Raw genomic sequence first — 19,090 nt, 5'->3', positions numbered from 1 at the left:
TTAGTGTTTGTCAAATATTTAAAACTGTAACTTCTTTTTTACTTTCATTGTTTTTGACGCAAATCATTCGCCAGTGCCGCAATCCCTTTTCTAATATCACCATCGAATTTCTTGGCGTAAGCCTGCACTTTCATTTTTTCTGTTTCTTCAGTTGTATACGCTAAATACTCTTCAAGGGATACTTCTGTGCGATAGACCTTAGAGAGCATGCCTCCCAAGGAAATAAAAACTTCTTTGTATTTTTTATCTGGATCATTTGCTTTATTTACCGATAGCACCAATGCTTTTTCCTTTTCCGTAAGCCCTAGCAATTCTTGAATTTGGTCAAATTTGTTTTGGTATTTACTTTGGTCCAGCAATATTTTGCAATCGCTATTATTGATGATTGCCTGCTTGACCACGGGTGATGATATAATGTCCTCTACTTCCTGTGTGACCACTATGGCTTCTCCGTAAAATTTTCGAACAGTCTTAAATAAATACTTTATATATTCAGCCATACCTTCCTTAGCAATAGCTTTCCATGCTTCCTCTATTAATATCATTTTTCGGATTCCCTTAAGCTTGCGCATTTTACTGATAAATACCTCCATGATAATAATGGTGACCACTGGAAATAGTATCGGATGGTCCTTAATGTTATCTAATTCGAACACAATAAAACGCTCTTTCATGAGCTCCAAATTTTCAGTCGCATTGAGCAGGTAGTCAAATTCTCCGCCTTTGTAATATGGGCGCAAAACGTAGAGAAAATTAGTTACGTCAAAATCCTTTTCCTTCACCTTATCTCCTTCAAGCACCTTGACAAAATCAGTTTTTAAGAATTCGTAAAAACTATCAAAACAGGGAAACAGCGATTTATCTGCCGCCAATTTTTCATAATACAATTGTAACGCATTGGATAATGCTACATACTCACTTCGGTTGAAGGTTTCATTATCTTTTTTCCACAGCGCCAGCAGTAAGGTTTTAATACTTTCCTTTTTCTCTGTATCCAGTGTATCGCCTTCACTGATGTAAAAAGGATTGAAGCGGATTGGATTCTTTTCATCATAAGTAAAATAATACCCACCCACCATGTCACACAACCCCTTATAACTGTGTCCGACATCTACGATCACAATATGGGTTCCTTGTTCGTAATAACTTCGTACCATATGGTTGGTGAAAAATGATTTTCCACTTCCCGAAGGTCCGAGTATAAACTTGTTCCGATTGGTACAGATTCCCTTTTGTATTGGCTCATCACTGATATCAACATGCACCGGCTTCCCAGTTAAGCGATCGCCCAAGCGTATTCCAGTAGGGCTGAGTGAGGAACGGTATCCTGTTTCCATGTTCAGGAAGCACACCGCCTGTTCCGCAAACGTATCGAATGTGTCATTCATTGGAAAATCAGCTGCATTGCCCGGAATTCCTGCCCAATATATTTGAGCGGCACCAACGGTTTCTTGCTTTGCGGCTGCGTCCATTTGCGCCAATGCTGATGAAATCTTATTTTTTATAGTCTTCAGCTCTTCTTTATCCGTTGTCCATGCCAGCACATTAAAGTGAGCCTTAACGGGTAAACGTTGCTGACCAATTGCTTCATTTAGAAAATCATTGGTCGCATCGCGAGCAATAAGATTTTCCCTGCTGTACGCCGATAAGGACTGCAAGCGCAATCGTTTACTCTCCAGCTTTTGAAGTGTTTTTTGAGCATCTTCAATGAAAATATACTGGTTGTAAATATGATTGCAGGAAAGCAGTTGTCCTAAAGTGGATGCGAAACCTATACTGAATTTAGTCTTGTAGGTTGAATATCGATCAAAATTAATTCTGGAACCGCAAAGAGCCGGAAGATCCGCTGCATCACCCAGCGCATAAATTTGGCAGTGCTTATCCCCCACCTGTAAGCCATCGTTGAAAGCAATATCTTGATACATAAAAGAATCTTCTTTTTCAGAAAGGGAACAGTAACGCTCTATAATTCCTATCTTTCGACTTTGACTTCTCAGTTCATCATTTCTTAAGCGAGTTAACTTTACAAAACCGCTATCTTCCATAATTCGTCTAAACTGACCCGTACTGTCTATAAATTCCTGTTGCAGTTGTACTTGTACTGCTTCTTCTGGAACTATTGAACTCCGAAGTAGATTTGAAAACAAGGAACTTGATTTTTTCCTGCCGCTTGGTTTTTTGGTTAACAAAATGTAGCACGAATGATCCAAAAAAGGACGCTCGTTAAAAAACCGTTCACTGCTGCGGGTTAGGAAACTGGTATCCTCATTACTGAAATCAGCTTCAAACTTGCTGTCAATAAACCAATCCTGTTTGTGGAACACAGTAAACTTAGGAAGTAATTTTATAGCCTTGAGCCACGCTTGGTGGAACGCTTCATATTCCTGATCTGACAACGTAAATATTTCCGGCAGTTCGGCCTTGAATACTACAGTCACATCACCTTGTTTCGAGAGAATACAATCATGCTCCACATCCATAATCGGTAAAATATCATCTATCATCTTTTCCATCTTCTTCGCTTTTACCTGTTTATATTTTTTGGAGATTGCTATTTTTCCATTTTGAAAATCTGACGGCTGTGAATTCTTATGGCTTCAGGAACTTGTCTTTTCGCCAAAGCTTTCATCATGCCATGTTCCCCATATTTATGACTCGTCTTATATACTTTCACAACTAATATAGTTCCTAATCCACCGACCACTCCAATGCAAACCAGTGATGGCAAACCAATGATATATAGTGCTGAAAATATGAATAGAAGAACTATAACGCCACCACCTAAATACCAGATATATTGTGCTTTAAGACCCTTAAATTCAATACTCTGATTAATACCTTTATTGATCTGATATACACTATTTGCCATGGATACTATTTTAACTTTAAATATTAAAAACTGTAACATAACACATTTAAACCCCAAAGAAAGATTTAATCACCGTAGCCACCACCACTAAAAAAACACAACTACCAAACCAAGCCGCGGCTACTTTTCCGGTGTCAGGATCTCCAGCATTCCATTTTTGATAGACCTTTACAGCACCTATCAAGCCCAGTAGTGCTCCGACCGCATACATCAGTTCTGTACCTGCATCAAAATAACTTCTTACCTTTTGATTGGCCTCGTTAATACCAGCAACCCCGTCTTGAGCATAAGCCGTGAGATAGCAAACAAACAACAGCAGTACAACTAAAACAAATCGTATTTTTGCTACTTTAAACTTCTTTAATACCCTACCTCGATTTTTCATAATACATCATTTTTAAAGTTTTATTTTAAGTACTAAAAAGCAGAGGAATACCGCTATTACTAAACTCTTTTTCCTGTCACATAATGCCATACCGCATAAGAGCAAATAGGGATAATTCCTCCGCAATAGAATAGTATTTTATGTATCCCATAACACATCCACTTCCTGTTGCGTTACATGAATCAGTTCAAGTTTGTCACATTCAGAGACTACTAATTCGCAGATTGAAGATCGAAAAGGCGAGTTTTTTACAGTCGGAAATTCATGGAGAACCAAACACATATAATACATAAATTCCTTTTTGGGCAGTTTTCTTTGCAATGCATCTGCAACAATATTTTTTAGTTTTTCTACCAGATCCTCTACATCTTGAAACGTTTGGTCCGTTTCTGTTGCACTGAGTGATGATGGAATACCATCAGGAGCCTCGCGATAATCTAACTTTGATTGAACTTGCGGAAAACTTCCGAACTGAAATTTCCTCTTGCCTGTTGCGATATCCTTAAGGTCTGCAAAGTAAAATCGGACACCAACAAATAAATACCAACTTGCTACTAGCAGGACAACTACAACTATGTAATTGTCCCATGAAATGTTTGTTAACATACGCTCTTCATTTTTTTATCGTTCTACATTAGTTCGTCCAACACGGATGATTGAAATAGATTTCAAATCCGGTATCTTCATCATTACAGGGCAAAGAAACGATAGCGTGCTAACGTCCACAAGTCCAGATTTTTGCTGTACCCCAGTTGTTCCCTTTGTACCCCTAGGAAAATCGATAAAAAAAAGATAAAAAAAGATAAAAAAACCTCAAAAAAATACAAAAATCTCCAAAGTAGCGGTCCTGTAAAAGATACAATTAAAGGAATAACAAATCAATATCCGACATCTTTACAATCTGCCATCCGCTTTCTGTTAGTATAAAATAACCCTTATATGGCTTTGTCGTAGAAGTAGCTTTTCTCAACAAGGTTCCAAAAATAGTTTTATTTCGCATTGTAGTATAGGAAACAATTGCCTTATCACCCGAATTTAAAATTTTGATTTCCATAATAGCACCAAATTCTTAATCAGCAATTTTCACTTTTTGAATGTTACTTTTTTTATCATCTTCAGAAGTGGGTAAGAAATAAGGTTTAGCATTAGCTGTAAAGCGGATTAAAGGGGTTCCGATGTCCTTTAATTTTTGTGTGCGCTTCACAGTGACCAATCCCATCTCTTCCAATCCGGACTTTAGTACCATTTTGGCATGTTCCGGATCACTGCAATAAATATCATAATCTAAAACCTGAGGATATTGATATTCTTTAATAAGGAGTTCCATAGCCATTTTCTGGTCTAAAGGCTCGATAGTACAACTATTCATGGTAATGATTACAACCGTCAAAATATAGGTCAGTCTTTTCATATTGGTCTATTTTTAAATGTTTTTTTATTTTTCTAATACTCTTCTATCTGTTTAATTATACGTCCTAATGTTTCTATTACGATTTTCTTGTCTCTATCTTCTGCAACGTACGATTTGCTCCGCATGGAATCATAAGAGAGATTAACTTTATTAGGCGTAGATAGGAATGGGACTATTGTTTTAAATACATGATTCATTGATTTTGCGACGATAATTTTTAATTCATCAGAGGCTCGCAGTATTAATGCAGTCTGGTCTGTAGAGAGTTTGCATAAAACTTTGTCACTAATTGCATCAATTACCATGGTTTGATTTGATCTCTTGTCTGAACTTCGCACTGGTACAACTGAAATATGCAGCTTCTTCTCCAGATATATCATCTCATGTTTGAACCAATCGCTTAAAATTATTTTTAAATCTTGGTGATTCGGATTTAGGACAACCCCATCTTTACTATGAATCTGATTGAATTCTTTATAACACAGTAAAAGATTTTCCATTTTGTCTGTTGGACTCTCCCCACTATTTATTTTATCTGTCACACACTCTTTAAAATAGTTTATGAATGACCTGCTATTAAAGTTCATATAGATTAAAATCTCATTTAATGGGCAACTGTGTAGCTCTTCATCGTCTAATAATCCTAACAATTCGAGTTCCTTAATCAATTGCTTCCTGTACAGTACTTGCCGAAAGGTGATTTTTTTGCTCCGTTTGGAATTGACAAAAGAATACAAATTATTGAAAAGTATAGCGGTAGATCTTTTATCATTGACCGCAAAAGTTGAACTATCTTTCAATTTATCAATTTTCAATTTGAGTTTCTTTTTTGATACAACCAAATAAGTCGACGGTACTCGCATATCCAAGGTTAAGTAGTTGGAAAATCGCGTCTCTATGAAAGTAAGTAATTCATCAAAGCACATAATCAACTTGTTCATAACCTCTTTTAAATCAGGTCGCTCAAATTCAACATCATGACTCCTTTCGATTACATTATCTAAGAAAATTATTAAAGAAGAATGATAATTCCCAACGATAATCTTAATTTTTTTTTCCTTGTTAAGTGAAAAGACTTTGATCTTGATTTGGGATTGAATAAATAATGTTTGCTCTATTGTCTTTTCAATAATCGCCTTCGACTGGACTGTTGTTAATTCATTAACATTAGTTTTGCTTGGATTTAGGGTGAAAGTTACCAGTAAATCCAGCCATTCTAAAAGATAGGTCTGATTCATACTTCTTACTTTTATTTACTAAATAGCACCTGCAACTTTATATCACCAGCACTCTAATTAATACAATACCACTACTACTAACTTTTAATTTAAACCACTGAATTGATATTGAATTTAAAGCGATATACCGAAGGTGACACGGCAGTGAATTTTTTAAAAAAATTACTAAAAAATGAAGCATTGCTAAATCGCAACTCCTCCACTATTTCCAGAATTGTCAAATGCTCATTTTGAAGTAAGATCTTAGCCTCCAGAATTAGTGCTTCTTCAATAAACTGTTTAGTGCTTTTTTGCGTCACTTCCTTTACTGTTTTGGTGAGGTGACCTGTTGTAATAAACAAAGCATCAGCATAAAACTTTACACCATGTTGTCTTTTACAATTGATTTCTAAAATGCTGAAAAATTGCATTACTATTGTTTCTTTCCTACTATGTCTTACTTTGATGTTCACTGCGTAGCGATTGTAAATCTCGGCTAACTCATATAGCAACAGATTGAAGCTAAAGAGCATCACTTCATTTTTAAATATATGCTTTTTTGAAATCCTTATTTTGCTATTTATTAATTTAAATAAACCAATTAACAGCGCTAAGTCTTTACTTCTAAGTGAAATTTTAGTAGGGACTTTTGTTACGAAAAATTCAAAATATCCAGCATACGGTCTCTTTATACTATTTTCAAAAATAAATGCTGAGCTAAATGAGACTAAAGAAATCCGAAATTGATTACTCATGCCAAAAATTTGACAAAAAGCCATTTTTGGAAGTACTACAAGTTCATTTGCAGACAAATGGATTTTTGAATCTTTTACTTGAATAGTAAAAGATCCTGAGTGCACAACCAACAGAGAAAAGTACGTTCCTACAAATAGACGCTCAAGTGAAACGATGGAAGTCAGCTTTACATCAATATGCACTTCCAATCCTAAACAGTTATATTGTGACTTTTTATTTATCAAAACAATCTCATTTTTAGAAGTTTAATTATAAACTGAACGAATGAATTTTTCTTCATTTTGGTCAGAATGTGTTGGTAGGATTCTTAGAAAGTAATCTGGCCATCAGTGTAACCGAAACAAATATTAAATTTGAAACTATGGTTCCGAAACACATAAATGCAAAATTCCGGGGATTAAAACTTTTTATCTCCCCATTTATGAGATAACCAATAATTTCATCGTAGCTAAATAGGTCTACGATGAAATAAAGGGTAACTAGATTAAAGAGGATCAAAAACACTGTAAACAAGTATATTATTTCCTTTTCAATCACTAGGATTTTGTGCATCATCAGTGAGTTACAAGATTGTTTATCGTAATCCCCGTAATAAGCGATCTGATAATTGCTATAAATGAATTATCGAGAGCGCCACTAACCGCTCCAACTCGGTTACCAACATTTGAGTCCCAGTCCTCATCTTTGCGTTTCTTCTCGTAGTAGATTGAATATCGAGCTATAGACGATGTGGTGAGAATAACTCTCTTATCCTCATCGTTAAATTCAGTACTATCCATCACAGCCGATTCGTATGAGATTATGGATTGATAGATTATTTCATAATCCTCATCTTCCCATAAAAGTGTAGCGTTCATAAAACTGTAAAGACTAATTTTTGCAGCATCTGTCATTGACGAGTTTGCAAGTAAATTATCCAGTTTGCCCTCTGGATTATCTATAATCTCTTGTATTTCTTCAAGATTAGCAGGTATGCTGGTAGCAGAATTTAAAGCAGATACATTGGTAGCAGAATTTAAAAGTGCCACATCCTCATTTTCAGCTGCGATGGCTTGAACTTGTTCACTAATTTGTAGAATTGTACTGTATTGATAGTTCCCTGCCAAATAAACATCTAGGAGTTCATTGTGTAACTTACCGGCGTAGTCATAAACGTTTGCAGGATTTTCAGGTAGCAAGTTTTGCCCTACACCTGCTGATTTTTCAGATTTCTTGGCACTAACTTTACTATCAAGAGTGCCAATACTGTCATCATTGTCAATGCGTTCAGTGGTACAAGAAATAATTAGCAATGGTAAAATCACTAATCCTAATGAAATATTTTTCATGATTAAAATGTGTTAAATGTTACTGAGTACTTTATTCGTCAGTTCATTTCACCCGGGTAAGCAGAACTTTAATCTGGCACGATGCCAAATGTCTTTGCTTTTGAATTCAAAGCAAAACTAGAAGTAGAATGTCGACCTTGCAAGACATTACCTATGGATTTCCAAGAATTACGGTATCGATTTTCAGCAAATCCACACATCTTTTTTATTTAAAAACAAATCATTATCAATTGTTTAGCCTATATTTGAGGTAATTTCTCGCAAAAAACCTAAGATGTTTCTGTAAAGTCTTGCCCTGCCTTCAAAATGATTTCGTAAAAAAAATAGTTTCCCATTTCTTATTTAACCTATGAACAAAAAATATCTATTTTCATTATTTCTATGTACAGGATACCTAGCTTGTGCACAAGAACGTGTATTTAAAATCCCCGATACTCTTCGAAGTAAGCATTATGATTATTTATTTGAGCACATAAAAGTTTTAGAAGACGGCAGTGCAAAACAATCCTTGTATCTTCAATCCTTTTTACAAAAAGCTAAATCAGAAAAAAATTCAGAGGAGATCGTAAACGGATATAAAAATTATCTCCACCATTCTCCCGAAAATTTAAAACTGATTTATGCAGACAGCATGATTTATGTGGCAAAAAAATCAATGGATAATGCTTTAATCGGATCCTCCTATCTTTCAAAAGGAATTGTCTACTATGCCCAAAAAAAACATAATTATGCATTAGATAACTATCTCATAGCAAATAATTTTATTTCTAAAACGAATGACAAGTACCTAATCTATAAAGTGAAATATAGTATTGCCCATATAAAATACTATTTGGGATTTTACAATGAAGCAATTTCATTATTCACGGAATGCATCACTTATTTTAAAAATGAAAATGTCAAAGCATACCTGAATTCAATTCATTTATCAGGGCTTTGTTATAACAAAATAGGCAACTACGGATTGTGCTCAGAAGCAAATGAAAAAGGCCTTGCAGAAGGAAAAAGATTAGATAATATTGAAATGGAATCCTATTTTATTCACTCAGAAGGGGTGAATCAATATTTCAAAAACAATTATGCAACGGCTATTAAAAAAATAACCTATTCCCTACCTGTTATACGGGAGAACGAAGATTTCGCAAATGAATCTGTAGCCTATTTTTATATTGGAAAAAGTTATTGGGCTCTTAAGAAACCTACAGTGGCCCTAGCGTATTTCAGAAAAGTAGATAAAATTTTTGATGCTAAAAATTATATCCGTCCTGACCTCATGGAGAACTACGAATTAATAATACACTATTATAAGAGCCAGAATAATCTGAAAGCGCAACTTCATTATACTAGAAAACTACTCAAAGCAGACCGTATTTTGGACATTAACTACAAATACTTATCCAGCAGGATTACTAAAGAATATAACACTCAAGAAATTCTTTCCGATAAAAAAAATATTGAAAACCAACTTGACACAAGAAAGTACAATGACTACATATTTATAACTGTCATCTTCTTTTTATTTACGTCTCTACTTTTCCTTGCCTACAGATATATCAGGAACAAGAATATATACAGACAAAAGTTTGAGGCTCTAATGAAAAAAAGTGAGGCTACCACTAAAATTGAAGAAAAAAAAATAACTAATGGAATAGCTGAGATACATCAAAATACTGTTGCTGTAGTTTTAAAACAATTGGAAAAATTTGAAAGTGATAAAAAATTTTTAGAAAAAGATTTAACGTTAGGAAAACTCAGCACTGCTTTCGACTCTAATAGTAAATATCTGTCGCAGATCATTTACCATTACAGAAAGAAAAAATTCACAAAGTACATTAATGATTTAAAGATCGAATATCTAATTTCGTTATTGAAAACGAATAAAATGTTGCAAAAATATACTAATACAGCACTTGCCGAAGAAGCAGGTTTCAGCAGTACACAACGATTTACCAATGCTTTTCTTGCAAGAGCTGGGATGCCCCCCTCCTTTTTTATTGAGGAAATCAAGAAAGAGCAGCACTAAACTAGGGTTCAAATTAAATAATTACAAACAGCATAGAATGCTATTAAACGGAGCACTAATGAACTAACGTTTCAAAGCAAAATGCCCTTTGATAATTCTACCATCTTCTAATTGTATTGAATACCAATAATCCGTTGCTGGCATTTGTTGCCCATTAAATGTTCCATTCCAGCCTTCGCCTACCGGACTGATTTGTTTAATTAATTTTCCATAGCGGTCAAAAATTTGGATGATCGTTTTTAGATTGAGTGTTTCATTTGCGCCTTTAAGATTCCAAGTATCATTGAAACCGTCGCCGTTTGGCGTGAAATAATTTGGTATTCCCAATACGGCTACTTCTTTTGGAACTACACCACAACCGTTCAAATCCTTAACAAAAACCGTATGGATTCCTGCAGGAACATTGCCGAAAGTGTTTTCCGTTTGGTACATGCTAAATTCCTCATCCAGCGCATAGACATAATCTCCGGCACCCGACACCGAAATAGTGATACTATTGGAATCTGCTAAATCTACAATGTTAATTTCTGTTATTTTGGCTATATCTGAGGCCATAACCGTAATGGTTCTTGTTCTGGAACAACCTTGTGCATTGGAAACTTCCACCGTATATATACCTGCTTTATTGACGGTTAGGGTGTAATTATTCTCGCCTGCAATGGGATTTCCATTAAAGAACCAAGCATAGCTATAATTAGCAATCGGGCTACCATCCTGAATTCCTGCATCAATTACTTTTGTAAATGTAGATAGGTTGCTGCACACCAATTCGTCTCCCAGTAAATTAATGTTGGGAACAGGATTTACAACAAATGGAAGTATTACTGCTGCAGCACAAGAATTGTTTAATTGATTTATTACTTCTACTCGTATATTTTGTGTTTCCGTAACAAATGGATTAGGTAACGGGCTGGAAAGCAGATTGCTATTTCCGTCAAAATAATGAACCGTCATTCCGGTTTGCCCATTTAGTATCGTGTTTTGGAAGGTTGAAGTGTCAAAAGCATATTTTCCATCCTGCAAATTAGGATCTGTTTCATCATCGCAGATCGTAGTCAACGATGTTGGAACTGGAAAAGCTTCCGGCAAATCGGAAACTATAAATTGTATTGTTGAATCAAAAGAACAGGCTTTTGAGGTGCTATTCGTTACGACCACTTTTAACGTTTGCGAAGCCGTTGTAAACGGATTCGGTAAAGGGCTGGGTAATGAATTATTGTTTTGGTCAAAATAAGCAACGGTAACATTGGTTAATCCGTTTAACAATTTAGTTTGTAGTCCTGAAGTGTCAAAAGCATACACCCCATCCTGATTGTCGTCACAACGACTTTCAATAACAGGCTTTACAACTGGAATTGCTTCTACGTTGAGTGTGATATGACTTCCTAAGCCCAAACAATCATTATTCAATCTGCTATCTACACGAATGTATACGTTTTGGGTATTTGGATAACCGATGTTTCTATAATTTGAAATATCGGAGATGGCATCTTTTTCGGCGAGAGCATCGACTAAATTTCTATAATAAGTAATGTCTAATTGCTGTCCAATGGGGAAAATATTCTGAATTTGATTGGTCAAATTACTAAAATCAAATGAACTGATTCCATCGGTATTCGTGCCCGAAATTGCATCATCGCATTGCGTAAAAGTTCGTGTGAAATTTAAAGGAATTTGCGTGGTCGAAACAATTAGATTCAGTTGGGCAATTCTATAACAACCATTGCTGTTGGCAACTCTTACATACACTTTGTCGCTACTAACAATTTGATTGGTGTAGTCTGTTGCATTCGATATCGGATTGGTATTGTTTTGAGCGTCTGTTTGCGTTTTATAAAATGAAATGGTTTCTGATGACGCATTATTTGTTATTTTAGAAATCCCTTCTTCTAAGTTAAAAACACTAAAACCATCACTATTATCATCACATTGTTTTAAATCGACACCATTGGTAATTATCGGCAAAGCCAACACCTGAATTGTAAACGATGTTGTTGCCGAACAACTCCCATTGTCTTTATTAACCATTTTCACGTATATCGTTTCTGTGGGATTCGTATTTTCATAGGCCTCCGGTGTTGCAATATTTTGGGTTAATGCTACATCTTTAAAGTAAGAAAGTGAAAATTGGGTAGCCGATTGTCCGTTTAAAACTGTGGATGCTCTTTGTGTTAAATCGAAAATTACACGTCCATCGGTATCTGTACCAACACTTGTATTGTCACAAACAGTGAGATTCAGAATGTTTATGGGTAAACTCGGCAATGGCGAATCAAAAACATCAATACTAAAGCTTGTGGTTCTTTTGCAAGTTGTATTCACCTTGTTAGAAACTTCAGCAATAATGGTTTGTTGCTGATAGGGAATTGTGTTTATGTAATTACCGGGAGCCGCAATAGCTACATTATTGGTGTAATCCGTAGTATTGGCAAAATAGTTTATACTATATGAATTTGGATCCTGACCGTTTAGAATTGCCGGGTTTTGAGTTGTTAAATCAAAAATATATAAACCATCATTATTATCGTCGCAAATTAACATGTTTTGAGGAGCTGTTGCTGTGGGAACTTGTGAAATAACAATACTTCTGTTTTTTGTACTTGTACCAGCAGTACTAGTCGCTAAAACTGAAACGGTATATGTTCCTGCAGTTGCGTAGGTATGTGTTGGATTTAAATCATTTGATGTATTCCCATCTCCAAAATTCCAAGTGGCGGATGTTACGGTTTGGTTGGTATTTAGTGTGAACTGCGTAGTTTGTGCCAGACACGAATTATTAAATTCTATAGCTGAATTAAAGAAGAAAGACGACACAAAAGGCGGTAAACCCATACCACAGATTCGGCCAGCTAAATCAACTGCGTTCATTTGAAGATCGCATGCTGCACCTAAACTATTTGGATTATTAATAACTCCTAATTTCTGTTTACCATATTCAGCTATATAAATCTTACCATTAGGTCCCAATTGTAGTGCGCATGGAAAAATACTTGGGATTAAAGTCGTAAATGCGCTACCAACAATATCACTTGAAGTTAAATCATATTGTATTACTTTATAAGGCGATGGATTGGTTACTGAAAGATATAAAATTTCACTATTTGGTGAAAATTCAACCCCATACATACCATCTCCAGTTCTTAAAACTATAGGATTTGAAACCAATCCAGTGGCATTATCAAAATCTAATAATTCACAATTTTTTATAGCATGACAAATTGCTAATTTAGAACCATCAGGGGCTATCTTCATATATCCCCAAACATTATCTGTTGAACCAGACACCACCATACCAGCATCTGACGATACAGGAGTAGCACTCAAACCGGATGAAGTAAGCAGATAACTATAAAAAGTATTGCTGTTCCAACCATGCGTAACTACCCAATAATCGGTATTATTAGCATGCTTTACTATAGATAACTTTTCATCTGAAGGTGTATAAATTAACACATTTTTTTCGGATGTAACTGCTCCAAGGCCCCCATTAAGGCTACTATCAACAATAGAATATCTAAAACCGTTTGGATGTACTTCATAGTCTAATGTAAAAACATAATATAAATTTGTGGATCCCGGTTTTGGAACTATTGTTGCTGATTGTGTACTTGACCAATTCCCCATTAGACCAGTTCCATTTTGCATTACTTGATGGTTCTTGTTGTAAACAGTTGTACCATCCGTATAAAATAATAAATTACCATTGCTATCTGCTAAAGTTGCACAACCCTCATTAGTATCCAACTGGCCATCGGTTAAGGCAGCAACGCTTCCGTCAGCCTGGAATTTAAGTCCTGCATTTTTCCCAAAATACCAAACACTCGTTTCCTGTTGCGAGAAAGCGAGTGAGGTGTAAAGTGTCATTAAAAGAAATAGTTTGAATTTCATGGGTTTATTCTATCCTACTAAAAATTAATCTTATGGCCATTGCACCGATACTATAAACTCTAGATTTATTTCCGGGAAGGAGTAGGTTATCGTGCTGGGTTTGGTAGCAAGATAGGAAGAAAAACTAATTGTCTTATAATCCGGTGGACCATTTAGTAAATCTTGTCCCAATTGACCATCTATATCGGCCAATCCATATCGCAACGAAGCATTTGGGTTGATGAATAAATTTAAGGATGACAAATCCCAGGTTAAATCGCCCTGATTTTCTTTGACGGTGGAACGACACCAAGAATTATTATTAAAATAGTCGCTAGAAAAAGGATTACTTTGTTGTTGTTTAACCAAACCAAATGACACATCTGCCAGGCGGTTACTGTCCGTTGCAGCATATTCCGGATCCCAAGCAGTATTCATCTTGTAAAACGATTTCACTTGCAAGCCAGTAATCTTAATGGCATTGCCTCTGGTTACCGTAACCAAAACTGTTTTTGTCGTCTCTTCCTCTTTTTCATTTTTGACTTTTATCTTGATTGTTTTGGTACCCACAGTGTCAAAATTAAAATACAGTTCTTTTGAAGTTCCAAAATTTAAATCACTAAAATCAACCGGGTCGGAGCCATCTTTTGTTACCGCCATCCACTTCATTGTTTCATTGCTTGTAACCGTAACGGTAAAAGGTTCGTCGATAGTAACCGTTGTTTTTGATGATGCTGTTGCTACGCTGAAAGTGCTTTGGTTTGTAGTATCGTCTGATGACGTGCACATGCAAAAAAGCAACGGAAGTAGATAGAGTATTCGTTTCATGTTTTTATGTTTAATTCTTTTCTGGTTATTATTAATTAATTTAAGTCTATTGAGCCTCCAGTTGCTGACATTCTAGTTTTTCCCATAATTTTTGAATCATTTTATGTTTTTACTCAATTTAAATAATATTTGTTTGCTTTACGAGCGAGGAAAAAATTTGAGCGGTACCGAACCGAATACATATTTGAACTATCTGGGTTACTATTTCATCTTGTGAGAATTTGTTTTACTTTTTTATTCGAGCACAAAACAGAAAAGTATTTTACTAACATCATTTATATAATATTTTTTGATATATTCTCTTGCCACTATAATACTTCTCCTTGCAAATTCAATGTCTGTTTCATCTGGCAATTTATTGCAATACCAATTATCATAATTATGTTGAATATTACCATTTATTAATTCTAGAACGTCACCCCCTAAAATAGTGACTTGCAACTCTTCAAAGCGATCTAAAATATTTAAAGCGCTTTCTTTAGAAAATGCCCAATTATTTACTCCTATACCATCAAGTGAAAGTCCTCTTTTTAATAGTTTATTAATTTGTTTTAATGTTTTGTTATTCATATACTATTGATTTGGACGAAACAATCTATGGTTTATTGTTCCATCTAGTTCTTTAATAAATTCAAAAAATCCTCTTTTACCTCCATATTCTCCTGGTATTTTTAACATTTGCCTAAAAATACCGTCGCCCCCTTTAATTGTTGATATAGTTCCATTTAATTCAAATGCCTCTACTGATTTTGGAAATGCATGAAAATCGCCAGTTTTTATTTGACCTAAAACTTTATCAGTGTATTTAGTATTATCAAAAAATGATTCACCTATCTTATCCACATATCTAAACTGCGGATCTTTAGAAAGATCAATAAAACCAGTTTCTTTATTAATAACCGTAGCGGTATGAGCTTGCGTTGTTGGTGTTGCACTGGGCTTTGCTGTATTGGCTATTTTAACATCTGTTTTTATTTCAGCATTTCCTGTTTTTGCTAAACCAGTTGGGTGAATAGAAATTGGTTGTACTTTTGGAGTAACATCAACACCTTTCCAAAATGTATTTCCGTTAATTTTAGCGCTAACACCATTAATTGTTCCTCCTAATGCTGCACCAAGAGCAACTCCAATAATAAACTGTTTCGGTGTCATTAAAGGATCACCAAATGCAATATGATTCCCAACGCTTAAAACCATTTGAGAAGCAGCAGATCCTGCTGCTCCTGCTCCTGCACCAGCAATAAAACCTCCAGCTCCTGCTGCTCCACCTCCGGCCCAACCAAAAGCTGCGGGGCCAACAATTCCTGCCAAAGCACCTGCTGCTGCACCTATACCAAAAGCGGTTAATCCTCTCGCATTAAATTGTGCCCCATGAGCAACCCAGTTTGCAACCCCACCAATAATTGCTCCAACTAATATCCAAATCCATTCTCCGCTTGGATCTGTATATTTAAACGGATTATTCCAACAATACCCGTATCTATTATAATTCTGGGTATTAAATGGGTCTTGCACATAGTTATCGGGTTGCAGGAACCGGTGTAACTTAGGGTCATACAATCGCCCATTCATGTGTATCAATCCTACACTTTGCAAATGCTCATGGCCCGTGTAGCCTCTGTCAAGAATAGTAAGTCCATTCAGATTATTCCCTGTTCCGTCCTGTACTTTTGCAATATTACCCCAAGCGTCAAAGAGGCGTTTTTCTAACACTTGTCCAGTGTCGTTGGTTATAGCTAGAATACTGCCTTGGTAATCGCGGTGTAAATATAAATAATTTTGGGTTGTACCGTTACTTTTTTATACAATTGGGGCAGAGTAGCCGTCGCCGCCTATGCAAGTGACAAATTCAAAGATCCCCGTAATCCTATCCTCCTTTACCTCCATGGAGCCGTCAGCAGGTATGGCTAGTCAAGTTTCCTTTTTGCGGGTCAAAAACGGTATTAATCCTCAAAAAGTAAAATATGGAATAGGGTTAAAAAACATTAAAGACAGCACAAAAATAGTACAGGGTGAATTAAAAATTACTTCAAGTTCAGAAATTGGCACTACTATAGAAATAGTATATTAATAAGCTATCATTATTAAACAACATTCCAATTTATAAATTTCCCTCAAAGTTCCCTCAATTTTTTTTGCTAACTGCACGGTTACCATGAAAAACACTACTAATTTTAACAGCAAATTAGTTATATCTAACAGGCAAAATTCTATTTTTGCGTCCTAATTTTAATAAAGCACTATCATGAAAGATTTAATCGAAAAAATCAACGCTGAATTCGAAACATTCAAAACAGAATCTGAATCACTAACGGATAAAGGTGTTAAAGCTGCTGGAGCGAGAGCTCGTAAATCAACTTTGGAGCTGGAAAAACTATTAAAAGAGTTTAGAAAAGTGTCAATAGAAGAATCAAAAAAATAAGTTCTTATTCAATGATTAGCCCTCTGGATTTCTGGAGGGTTTTTATTATCGGCTACTTTACCTAGCCAACATATTGCAGCAAACCCTACTCTGTTGAAATGTAAAGATACTCCCTACTCCAGAATCTATTCTATAATGGCTCTTTCTTAGTTCTATTTTTTACGATGATTTGCCTCTATTATTCAACCGCTCTCCTTGCGGCTACGATTAATTTTGGATTAGTAAACTCGTAACCTATGCAATAGCTAAAGTCAGAAATTAACTATTTCTGCCAATCGTAAAACTACAGGTTAAAAAATAGTTAATTTACTTATTATCAATAACTTAATATCCAATTAGTTGTACCTTTGAGTGTGGTTTTGATTAATCACTTGAGTAAAACTATCTGAAAGGAAAAGCTAATTCAAATAGTCATTTCATACTGAACGGTATGAGTTGATAAATGGTAAATCAGAATCTACAATCGGAGGCCCTTTAAAAAGGCCTCCTTTTTTTGTTCTATATTGCAGAAATTATTTTTTATTTGAAACATCAAGTACATCTCGCAGTTTAACAGACATACCTTTGCTATAACTACAAATTCCAATCGAAAGCACTAGCAAAATGTTAGTCAATAAAAGCGAGATCTGCGCAACATTATTCCAAAATCCTAAATAAAAGTAATTGATAAAATAGAATTATTAAAATCTAAAATAGGTAATTTTAAACCGAATATCGAAATCTTAAATGGAGCGGGATTATAATAGTTCAAACTTATAGCAATCAATTGTCGTAATCAAAATAATGATTGTATATACTAAACTAGCTATAATAAGGTAATACATATTTAATAAACCAATGTGGTGGATTTTCAGTTTTTAATTCCATAGCACCATTATACAACTCCGCTACCAACTCCTGACTCTTACCTGAATTATCAAATAGATACGCTCTGTAACATAAAGGCAATGCTTGATGCAAATATTCAAGTGTCCTATAATACCTGTTCTCAATTTTGTCTTCAGCGACAAAATGCCCCCTTTATCCACCCTGTTGGAAACTCTGGAAATATTCACTTCAGGGCTGTCAATACAAACAAAGTATAAATAAGCATGATAGCCAGAGGCAACAATAGCTTTTATTTCATTAATCTTCGACTTATGACTCATTACGGTTTCAAAACTGAAAGATTTGCTTTGTTTCATCAATAAATCCCTGATAAATGATGCTGTAAAGGAGCCTTCATAGCTGTGAGTGACTTTAGAGGTATCAACAATAAAATTTTCTTTGATAAAAACATCGATGTTGCGACCTTCAAGATCTGCTTTTTGAATAAGAGATTGTGAAGATGCTAATAATTTAAAATGGTCTAAATCTTCTTGGGTGGCAGAAAGTCCCATTTCTTTTAAATCTATCAAACCAGATGCCGAAAGCTTTTGTTCGAGTTCATCGGCATTGATAAAAAAGCCTGAGTTATAGTTCTTGGAAAATTCTTTAAATAACGTGCTTTTACCTGAACCATTAGGTCCCGCAAATATTCTTTTTTTTATTTCTTGGCATGCAATACCATTCCTTTAGTTAAAGTAAATGGAGACTCTTTAACAGTTGTTCTCGTTTCTATAATTATTTTAGTGCCATCAGGTAGTTCTTCATAAAGCACCCCATTCTCAATAAAAGATACTGTCAAACCCAAAGCTCTAGAGGCACGAAGGGCATTTGTAGCACTTACCTTGCCTGCTTTCACAAGAGATTTTGTTTGCAAAACATCTTTTCTAAAAGCGCTCTTTCTACTCATAATAATGAAATTTATTTGATAACAAAGATAGTGAAAATCTCGATTCATTTCAGAACTTTCTATTTAACTATGATACTCTAATAAAATATTTTCATATTTAAATATTTCTTGCAAAACACAAAACATATTTTCTCCTATAAGCTTAAAATATAGCTCTATAAAAAGAAACAGTGTTCAATTCCGGAATTGAACACTTCAAATTCAGGCTTA

17 protein-coding genes are annotated in these 19,090 nt (G+C 35.0%); 2 read left to right on the top strand and 15 right to left on the bottom strand.

Annotation, left to right across the window (positions count from 1 at the left end; translation table 11 throughout):
• Nucleotides 1–44: 44 nt before the first annotated feature.
• The 9 genes from G7A72_RS00205 to G7A72_RS00165 form a co-directional block, all read right to left on the bottom strand.
• A complete protein-coding gene (locus G7A72_RS00205; protein WP_165150965.1) occupies nt 45–2,513 on the bottom strand; it encodes a TraG family conjugative transposon ATPase in 2,469 nt (822 codons plus the stop codon).
• Nucleotides 2,514–2,551: 38 nt separating this feature from the next.
• Entirely contained in the window at nt 2,552–2,869 is a 318-nt protein-coding gene (locus G7A72_RS00200) for a DUF4133 domain-containing protein (protein ID WP_165150964.1), read from the bottom strand.
• 46 nt (nt 2,870–2,915) lie between these two features.
• Nucleotides 2,916–3,254, bottom strand: coding sequence for a DUF4134 domain-containing protein (locus G7A72_RS00195; protein WP_165150963.1), 339 nt, complete (start codon nt 3,252–3,254; stop codon nt 2,916–2,918).
• Nucleotides 3,255–3,392: 138 nt separating this feature from the next.
• The gene (locus G7A72_RS00190; protein ID WP_165150962.1) at nt 3,393–3,860 is read right to left on the bottom strand and encodes a hypothetical protein; all 468 of its coding nucleotides are present in this window, start codon (nt 3,858–3,860) and stop codon (nt 3,393–3,395) included.
• Nucleotides 3,861–4,116: 256 nt separating this feature from the next.
• Nucleotides 4,117–4,308, bottom strand: a complete 192-nt coding sequence (locus tag G7A72_RS00185) for a hypothetical protein (protein ID WP_165150961.1) — start codon at nt 4,306–4,308, stop codon at nt 4,117–4,119.
• Between the two features lie 15 nt (nt 4,309–4,323).
• Entirely contained in the window at nt 4,324–4,665 is a 342-nt protein-coding gene (locus G7A72_RS00180; protein ID WP_165150960.1) for a hypothetical protein, read from the bottom strand.
• A gap of 32 nt (nt 4,666–4,697) precedes the next feature.
• Entirely contained in the window at nt 4,698–5,903 is a 1,206-nt protein-coding gene (locus tag G7A72_RS00175) for a hypothetical protein (protein ID WP_165150959.1), read from the bottom strand.
• Nucleotides 5,904–5,992: 89 nt separating this feature from the next.
• Nucleotides 5,993–6,862 (bottom strand): AraC family transcriptional regulator, encoded by an 870-nt coding sequence (locus G7A72_RS00170; RefSeq protein WP_165150958.1) that lies wholly within the window; start codon nt 6,860–6,862, stop codon nt 5,993–5,995.
• A gap of 330 nt (nt 6,863–7,192) precedes the next feature.
• The gene (locus tag G7A72_RS00165) at nt 7,193–7,966 is read right to left on the bottom strand and encodes a hypothetical protein (RefSeq protein WP_165150957.1); all 774 of its coding nucleotides are present in this window, start codon (nt 7,964–7,966) and stop codon (nt 7,193–7,195) included.
• A gap of 349 nt (nt 7,967–8,315) precedes the next feature.
• Between G7A72_RS00165 and G7A72_RS00160 the strand changes: the two genes are divergently transcribed.
• Nucleotides 8,316–9,989, top strand: coding sequence for a helix-turn-helix domain-containing protein (locus tag G7A72_RS00160; protein WP_165150956.1), 1,674 nt, complete (start codon nt 8,316–8,318; stop codon nt 9,987–9,989).
• A gap of 63 nt (nt 9,990–10,052) precedes the next feature.
• Here G7A72_RS00160 and G7A72_RS00155 read toward each other — a convergent pair whose 3' ends face one another.
• The 4 genes from G7A72_RS00155 to G7A72_RS16715 all read right to left on the bottom strand — a co-directional run bounded on the left by G7A72_RS00155 (nt 10,053) and on the right by G7A72_RS16715 (nt 16,397).
• A complete protein-coding gene (locus tag G7A72_RS00155; protein ID WP_165150955.1) occupies nt 10,053–13,877 on the bottom strand; it encodes a T9SS type B sorting domain-containing protein in 3,825 nt (1,274 codons plus the stop codon).
• Between the two features lie 30 nt (nt 13,878–13,907).
• Complete coding sequence (locus tag G7A72_RS00150; RefSeq protein ID WP_165150954.1) at nt 13,908–14,684, bottom strand: hypothetical protein; 777 nt, start codon at nt 14,682–14,684, stop codon at nt 13,908–13,910.
• Nucleotides 14,685–14,918: 234 nt separating this feature from the next.
• Nucleotides 14,919–15,254: an Imm40 family immunity protein gene (gene imm40 / locus G7A72_RS00145; protein WP_165150953.1), complete on the bottom strand. Its 336-nt coding sequence runs from the start codon at nt 15,252–15,254 to the stop codon at nt 14,919–14,921.
• Nucleotides 15,255–15,257: 3 nt separating this feature from the next.
• The gene (locus G7A72_RS16715) at nt 15,258–16,397 is read right to left on the bottom strand and encodes an RHS repeat-associated core domain-containing protein (protein ID WP_305793608.1); all 1,140 of its coding nucleotides are present in this window, start codon (nt 16,395–16,397) and stop codon (nt 15,258–15,260) included.
• Between the two features lie 532 nt (nt 16,398–16,929).
• On the opposite strand from G7A72_RS16715, the gene G7A72_RS00130 reads away from it, so the two are divergent.
• Nucleotides 16,930–17,106, top strand: a complete 177-nt coding sequence (locus tag G7A72_RS00130; protein WP_091173991.1) for a histone H1 — start codon at nt 16,930–16,932, stop codon at nt 17,104–17,106.
• A gap of 887 nt (nt 17,107–17,993) precedes the next feature.
• Here the strand turns inward: G7A72_RS00130 and G7A72_RS00125 are convergent.
• Nucleotides 17,994–18,485 carry a hypothetical protein gene (locus G7A72_RS00125; RefSeq protein WP_241258549.1) on the bottom strand — a complete coding sequence of 164 codons (492 nt, stop codon included), beginning with the start codon at nt 18,483–18,485 and terminating at the stop codon, nt 17,994–17,996.
• A gap of 146 nt (nt 18,486–18,631) precedes the next feature.
• A complete protein-coding gene (locus tag G7A72_RS00120; RefSeq protein ID WP_165150952.1) occupies nt 18,632–18,880 on the bottom strand; it encodes a hypothetical protein in 249 nt (82 codons plus the stop codon).
• Between the last annotated feature and the right edge of the window lie 210 nt (nt 18,881–19,090).

This window comes from Flavobacterium sp. Sr18, assembly GCF_011064265.1.
In the GTDB taxonomy this organism is placed as follows: domain Bacteria; phylum Bacteroidota; class Bacteroidia; order Flavobacteriales; family Flavobacteriaceae; genus Flavobacterium; species Flavobacterium petrolei.
Note: the sequence above shows the minus strand (reverse complement) of the source record. Positions and strands in the feature narration are given on the sequence as shown.

Coding starts and splice junctions, on each gene's coding strand:
- G7A72_RS00160 (WP_165150956.1), top strand. CDS start 8,316: ATGAACAAAAAATATCTATTTTCATTATTTCTATGTACAGGATACCTA.
- G7A72_RS00190 (WP_165150962.1), bottom strand. CDS start 3,860: ATGTTAACAAACATTTCATGGGACAATTACATAGTTGTAGTTGTCCTG.
- G7A72_RS00205 (WP_165150965.1), bottom strand. CDS start 2,513: ATGGAAAAGATGATAGATGATATTTTACCGATTATGGATGTGGAGCAT.
- G7A72_RS00125 (WP_241258549.1), bottom strand. CDS start 18,485: ATGGGACTTTCTGCCACCCAAGAAGATTTAGACCATTTTAAATTATTA.
- G7A72_RS00200 (WP_165150964.1), bottom strand. CDS start 2,869: ATGGCAAATAGTGTATATCAGATCAATAAAGGTATTAATCAGAGTATT.
- G7A72_RS00150 (WP_165150954.1), bottom strand. CDS start 14,684: ATGAAACGAATACTCTATCTACTTCCGTTGCTTTTTTGCATGTGCACG.
- G7A72_RS00180 (WP_165150960.1), bottom strand. CDS start 4,665: ATGAAAAGACTGACCTATATTTTGACGGTTGTAATCATTACCATGAAT.
- G7A72_RS00130 (WP_091173991.1), top strand. CDS start 16,930: ATGAAAGATTTAATCGAAAAAATCAACGCTGAATTCGAAACATTCAAA.
- G7A72_RS00120 (WP_165150952.1), bottom strand. CDS start 18,880: ATGAGTAGAAAGAGCGCTTTTAGAAAAGATGTTTTGCAAACAAAATCT.
- imm40 (WP_165150953.1), bottom strand. CDS start 15,254: ATGAATAACAAAACATTAAAACAAATTAATAAACTATTAAAAAGAGGA.
- G7A72_RS00175 (WP_165150959.1), bottom strand. CDS start 5,903: ATGAATCAGACCTATCTTTTAGAATGGCTGGATTTACTGGTAACTTTC.
- G7A72_RS00165 (WP_165150957.1), bottom strand. CDS start 7,966: ATGAAAAATATTTCATTAGGATTAGTGATTTTACCATTGCTAATTATT.
- G7A72_RS00195 (WP_165150963.1), bottom strand. CDS start 3,254: ATGAAAAATCGAGGTAGGGTATTAAAGAAGTTTAAAGTAGCAAAAATA.
- G7A72_RS00185 (WP_165150961.1), bottom strand. CDS start 4,308: ATGGAAATCAAAATTTTAAATTCGGGTGATAAGGCAATTGTTTCCTAT.
- G7A72_RS00155 (WP_165150955.1), bottom strand. CDS start 13,877: ATGAAATTCAAACTATTTCTTTTAATGACACTTTACACCTCACTCGCT.